1 protein-coding gene is annotated in these 256 nt (G+C 63.3%); it reads right to left on the bottom strand.

Annotation, left to right across the window (positions count from 1 at the left end; translation table 11 throughout):
• Positions 1-76 precede the first annotated feature (76 nt).
• Positions 77-256: amino acid permease C-terminal domain-containing protein (locus NCR39_RS19225; protein ID WP_284507287.1), on the bottom strand; the 180-nt coding region annotated here is incomplete at its 5' end.

The following is a 256-nucleotide window of genomic DNA, read 5'->3' as shown; positions in this document are numbered from 1 at the left end:
GAAGAAGCGCGCGAACACGAATCGAAACGCGCGTCGGAATGAAGCAAGGGCCGCGATTCGAGCGGCCCTTCGAATGTCATCCGCGAGCGGGGCGACGCGGCGCGGCTTCTCGCTGATTGCGCAGCCTGCTATGACGTATGCCGTAGCCGAAGTAAATGACGACGCCGATCGCCATCCAGACGATGAGCCGTATCCACGTATCGGCGGGCAGGCCGGACATCAGAAAGAGCGATGACAACGCGCCGAGCGGCGCGAC

Source organism: Caballeronia sp. ATUFL_M2_KS44, from assembly GCF_023630965.1.
Lineage (GTDB): Bacteria > Pseudomonadota > Gammaproteobacteria > Burkholderiales > Burkholderiaceae > Caballeronia > Caballeronia concitans.
Note: the sequence above shows the minus strand (reverse complement) of the source record. Positions and strands in the feature narration are given on the sequence as shown.